This is a genomic window from Nitrosomonas sp. (genome assembly GCF_040256045.1).
Classification (GTDB): domain Bacteria; phylum Pseudomonadota; class Gammaproteobacteria; order Burkholderiales; family Nitrosomonadaceae; genus Nitrosomonas.
The window spans coordinates 1-5545 of record NZ_JBDZWD010000078.1 but is presented as its reverse complement, the minus strand read 5'-3'; the positions used below and the strand labels follow the sequence as shown (position 1 = coordinate 5545).

Annotated in this window: 6 protein-coding genes and 1 pseudogene; 1 reads left to right on the top strand and 6 read right to left on the bottom strand. The window is 51.6% G+C overall.

Annotated features, from left to right (window positions below):
* Positions 1-309, top strand: a pseudogene (locus ABUL11_RS10775) (penicillin-binding protein); the annotation flags it as partial.
* Between the two features lie 115 nt (positions 310-424).
* Here the strand turns inward: ABUL11_RS10775 and ABUL11_RS10770 are convergent.
* From ABUL11_RS10770 to era, 6 genes are read right to left on the bottom strand one after another with little or no spacing between them, the layout of a single operon-like run.
* Complete coding sequence (locus ABUL11_RS10770) at positions 425-835, bottom strand: hypothetical protein (RefSeq protein WP_350283853.1); 411 nt, start codon at positions 833-835, stop codon at positions 425-427.
* 43 nt (positions 836-878) lie between these two features.
* Positions 879-2351: a dihydrolipoyl dehydrogenase gene (gene lpdA, locus ABUL11_RS10765; protein ID WP_350283852.1), complete on the bottom strand. Its 1473-nt coding sequence runs from the start codon at positions 2349-2351 to the stop codon at positions 879-881.
* 41 nt (positions 2352-2392) lie between these two features.
* The gene (gene nagZ / locus ABUL11_RS10760) at positions 2393-3439 is read right to left on the bottom strand and encodes a beta-N-acetylhexosaminidase (RefSeq protein WP_350283851.1); all 1047 of its coding nucleotides are present in this window, start codon (positions 3437-3439) and stop codon (positions 2393-2395) included.
* Positions 3440-3441: 2 nt separating this feature from the next.
* Positions 3442-3819 (bottom strand): holo-ACP synthase, encoded by a 378-nt coding sequence (gene acpS / locus ABUL11_RS10755; RefSeq protein ID WP_287398894.1) that lies wholly within the window; start codon positions 3817-3819, stop codon positions 3442-3444.
* Complete coding sequence (gene pdxJ / locus ABUL11_RS10750) at positions 3816-4541, bottom strand: pyridoxine 5'-phosphate synthase (protein ID WP_350283850.1); 726 nt, start codon at positions 4539-4541, stop codon at positions 3816-3818. The genes acpS and pdxJ overlap by 4 nt, the downstream gene beginning before the upstream one ends.
* A gap of 54 nt (positions 4542-4595) precedes the next feature.
* On the bottom strand, positions 4596-5486 hold the full coding sequence (gene era, locus ABUL11_RS10745; protein ID WP_350283854.1) for a GTPase Era: 891 nt from the start codon (positions 5484-5486) through the stop codon (positions 4596-4598).
* Positions 5487-5545 lie beyond the last annotated feature (59 nt).

Below are 5545 nucleotides of genomic sequence, written 5' to 3'. Positions count from 1 at the left end.
AAAGATCTGGTGGCGGTTACCTGGATGGGATTCGATGAACCCAGATCCATGGGCAACAGGGAAACTGGAGGACAGGCCGCTTTACCCATCTGGATCAATTACATGGCCACGGCACTCAAATCGATACCAGTGGCAAAAACATTACCTCCCAAAGGCATTGTCGTAGCTAAAATCAATTCCGAAACAGGGATGAGAGATATATTCGGAACATTCAATGAATACTTCTTTCAGGAGCAGCTTCCCCCAGAAATGGATTACTCTTTCCAAGACCCTGATTTCACTGATCAGGTGGAAAGTCCGTTGTTTTGAATCAGGATCCGTTTGTCAGGGAGCAGATCTGCATAGAACGCAGATTCGACGATACCCATTCCACGTCAGTAATCACTTGCCAGCAGGGAACGGGTGAAATATGCTTCTTACCCGGTCATTTCTTCCGCTCTGCTGAAACATCCTTACCCGGTTTCAGCCCATTCAACTGTTCGATCAGCGCCTGCCTTTCGTTTTCCGTTTCCTGATAGCGCACGTACAGCTCATTCAGCTCGTCCGTATAACGACGGACCCTTTCAGTACGTTCCCTGCGCTGTCTGGCTGTGTCCTCATATTTTGGTGCTTCGCCATTGATAATGACATCACTCCCGGTCGGCAGTGCCTGCTCAATTTGTGTGATCTCATGGCGTCGCAGTTCCTGCAGCATTTGAAACCGCTGGAACAGAATCTGCTGCTCCTGTTGCTGCTGCATGATGGCTACTTCCAACTCGGAAATCTGCTTTTCATTCTCCATCTCTGCAGATACAGACATCGAGACCAGCAATAAACAGAAAAACAGCAGTTTCATACAGTTTTCCTCCTGAATGATCCAGGCCGAAATCTTACAAGAATCAGATATGAATGGCCCGCTTATCCACGCCCAAGGCAGCTTCATGCAGTGATTCGGAAAGCGAGGGGTGGGCATGTACGATACGCGCCAGATCTTCACTACTGGCGGAAAATTCCATGGCAACCACAGCTTCTGCAATCATCTCGGAAACATAAGGGCCCACCATGTGTACGCCCAGGATACGATCACTTTCCGCATCCGCCAGCACCTTGACGAATCCGGTCGTTTCTCCCAGCGCACGGGCACGCCCATTGGCCATGAACGGAAACTGCCCCGCTTTGTAGGCAATCCCTTCTGCTTTCAGCGTTTGTTCGGTTTTGCCCACCCAGGCAATCTCCGGCGCAGTATAGATCACCCATGGCATCATTCCGAGATCCACATGGGCAGACGAATCAGCCGCTTCCTGCTGGCCTGATGCTATCCGTTCGGCAACGGCGACACCTTCCTCGGAAGCTTTATGCGCCAGCATCGGTCCTCTTACGACATCTCCAATCGCATATACATTCTGCAGACTGGTCTGGCAGAATTCGTCCACGCTGATATAGCCGCGCTCATCAAGTTTCAATCCTGCTGCTTCAGCCCCCAGATCTGAAGTGTTGGGAACCCGTCCCACAGCCACGATGAGTTTATCCACCTTCAGGTTCTGCGCATTGTTGTCACGATCGACATAGTCGATCTCCACGCCGTGCTCACTTGCCTGGGTTGATCTGATCTCAGCTCCGGTATGAATGATGAGCCCTGTTTCACGTGTCAATGCTTTATAGGCCTCTTTGGCAATTTGTTCATCCGCTGCCGGCAGGAAATCTGCCTGGGCTTCCAGCAAAGTCACTTCCGCACCCAGCCTGCGCCAGACACTTCCCAATTCCAGGCCGATCACCCCCGCGCCGATGATGGCAAGTTTCTCTGGAGTCTGTTGCAAAGCCAGGGCGCCCGCATTCTCGAGCACATTATTCCCGTCGACCGGTGCCACTTGCAGAGCACGGGGCGTAGAGCCCGTCGCGATGATGACATATCTGGCTCGTACCAATTGCTCTTGCCCGTCGGTACTTACCCGGATTTCCCAGCTGTTATCACCATTATCATGTTCTCGATCACGTTTTTGCAGCGTTCCATGACCATGTAAGGCAGTCACTTTATTTTTCTTGAACAGCATACCAATACCACCGGTAAAGGCTTTGACGATCTTGTCCTTGCGAGCGATCATGGCTGGGACATCTATCGATAGTCCATCTACCTTGATGCCGTGTTCAGCAAACTTATGTCCGGCCCGTTCGAAATTTTCGGAAGATTCGAGCAACGCCTTGGAAGGAATACAACCGACATTCAGACAGGTACCACCCAGACTGGGTTTGCCCTGCTCATTTTTCCAGTCATCGATACATACGGTGTTGAGTCCGAGCTGCGCACAGCGGATAGCCGCCACATAGCCACCAGGGCCTGCACCGATGACCGCCACATCGAATAAATTATCCATATCAATAAGGGGTAAAAATAGTTTGTTGGAAAATTAAATACTTACACAGATTTACTGATATCGACCGGATCAATTTTACTGATCTCGTCTGCTGCCTGAAGGAATCGTTCCATTTTATGCAACTGCGCCATTGAATGAATCATGTGCTGTCCGCGCATGCGTTCCAGTCTGGCCATACTGACAGCAGAAAATTCCCATTGCAATGATCCCAGCAGTTCATCTGCCGCATCGGGATCGTTGCATACCAGTACCATATCACACCCCGCCTGCAGAGCCTGCTCTGCCCGACGAGTAATGCTGCCATAATTCCTGGCGGCCTGCATACCCAAGTCATCACTGAAAATACAGCCTTCGAAACCTAGATCCTGCCGCAAAATGCGCTGCAGCCATTCGCCGGAGAAACCTGCCGGATGCTGGTCGATGGCCGGATAAACGACATGCGCCGCCATGATGCCGGGAAGCCCTGCATCGATCACCCGGTGGAAAGAAATCAGATCTTCCTTTTCAATACCGGTGTAGCTGCGTGTATCGATGGCAGTTTCAACATGGGTATCCGCCCGGATTGCGCCGTGGCCAGGGAAATGTTTGCCAACCGCTGCCATCCCTGCTGATTGCAAGCCACTCATCAAGGCACAAGCCAGATCGGCCACGACCTGCGGTTCACGATGGAAAGCACGATCACCGATCACGCAGCTCTGTCCGTAATCGAGATCAAGTACGGGTGTAAAGCTCAGATCCGCACCACAAGCTTTGAGCTCTACAGCCAGTACATAACCAGCCTGGCTCGTCAGGTAACGAGCCCGATCCGGGTTCGTGTCGTGGATTTCTCCCAGTGTACGCATAGGCGGCAAACGGGTGAAACCATCCCGAAAACGCTGCACCCTGCCGCCTTCCTGATCGACTGCAATGAGCAGAGACGGGTATCGCAGCGCATGAATCTCCGCTGTCAGTCCGGCCAGCTGGGCCGGAGATGCGTAGTTCCGTGCAAACAGGATAACGCCTCCCACCAGGGGATGACTTAGTCGGACACGATCCGTTTCAGTCAGTTCTGTGCCCGCTATATCGAGCATCAGCGGGCCGAGGGACATTTCTATTTTTCCAGTACGACAAAGGCGCTTACCATGGTCAGCTCATCACTGATGGAAAGATGATGGCGAGTGATACCACGCTGTCCTATCCATTCAGCCAGCTCCTGCTGAAACTCAAAATAGGGCTTTCCCTGCGAATCATGCTGAACAGCCATATTTCCGAACATGACCGGAGCACGCAAGCCTGTGCCCGTTGCTTTGGAGAATGCTTCCTTGGCAGCGAAGCGCTTTGCCAGGAACAGTGCAGGTTTGATGTGCTCCAGGTAATCCGGCCATTCAGAATCTGCCAGCACACGTCTGGCAAATTGTTCACCGTAACGCTCCAGCGAGCCGGCAATCCGGGCAGGATCGACCAGGTCGGTCCCGATGCCGTATATCATGCACGCGCCTGCTGGAGCAGAGCTTTCATTTCGCGAACCGCTTCAGCAAAACCGACGAACAATGCCCGGGCAACGATGGCATGGCCGATATTCAACTCGGACAGCTCCGGTATGGCGGCGATCCGTACGGTATTTTCGTAATGCAGCCCGTGCCCGGCGTTGACCTGCAATCCCCGGCCAAAAGCATAGGCTGCCATGGTACGGATTGTTTCCAGCTCAACCTGCTGCATTTCGGTTGTTGTAGCGTCCGCATAACGACCAGTATGCAGTTCAATTACAGGAGCACCTGCCTCGACTGCTGCATCAATTTGATCAGCCTGCGCATCGACGAACAGCGAAACGCGGATTCCCGCTTCTGCCAGGCGCCTGCACGCGGCACTCACCTGCTGGAAATGGCGAATGACATCCAGCCCGCCTTCTGTTGTCAGTTCTTCCCGCCGCTCTGGCACCAGGCAGATATCATGCGGTTTGATCCGGCAGGCAAAAGCAATCATTTCTTCTGTCACGGCACTCTCCAGATTCATTCTGGTTTTAAGCCGATCCCGCAGAATTACGACATCATTCTCCTGTATATGGCGACGATCTTCACGTAAATGCAACGTAATCGCATCTGCACCCGCTGCCTCGGCAACCAGTGCCGCTTCGACCGGGCTGGGATAAGTCGTGCCGCGTGCCTGACGCACCGTTGCTACATGGTCGATATTGACACCCAGAGCTATCATGGTTATTTAGTTTTCCTGCTTATTTCCAATGAATGATTTCTAAAACCTTCTCTCTTACTCATAACCCAGGCTCTTTAGCGCGGTAATATCATCCGCCCAGCCGGATTTCACTTTGACCCATACTTCCAGATAGACTTTGCTGCCGAACAACATTTCCATATCCTTACGCGCCTGCGTGGCCATATCCTTCAGTTTCTTTCCCTGCTTACCAATGATGATGGCTTTCTGATTTTCCCTTTCTACCAGGATACAGGCATGTATACGTCGCAAATTACCCTCCACGGTAAACTGCTCTATCACCACGCTGACCGAATAAGGTACTTCTTCTCCGATCTGCCGGAAAACTTTCTCACGCAGCAGTTCTGCCGCCAGGAACCGCTCACTGCGATCGGTGATCTCATCCTCGGCAAACAAAAAGGAATTTTCCGGCAAATGTTGACGAATCGCTTCGATTAGTGCAGATAACTGTCTGTTTTGCAAGGCACTGACCGGAACGATAGCAGAAAACTCGAACACATCTGCCATTTTCTGTATGAACGGAAGCAGCTGCAATTTATCCGGCAGCAAATCAATTTTGTTGATCACCAAGATCACGGGTAGACTCCGCGGCAATTGCCCCAGAACTTGTTCATCTTCCTGGCCAAATCGACCTGCTTCAACCACGAATACGACAACATCCACATCCTGCATACTTTGCAGAACAACCCGATTCATTGCCTGATTGAGCTGGCTGCGATGGCGCGTCTGGAAACCAGGCGTATCCACAAAAATAAACTGCGACTGTGCATCGGTCAATATCCCATGAATGCGGTGGCGGGTAGTTTGCGCTTTTCTGGAAGTAATACTGATTTTCTGTTTGATCAGATGATTCAACAGCGTTGATTTACCGACATTGGGCCGTCCTATGATGGATATATAACCAGTTTTGTAACCGGGTGCGTTCATGGCCAATGTCTTTCCAGGTAAAAACTGAGATTGATCGAGAAAATATAGCTTGTTACTTA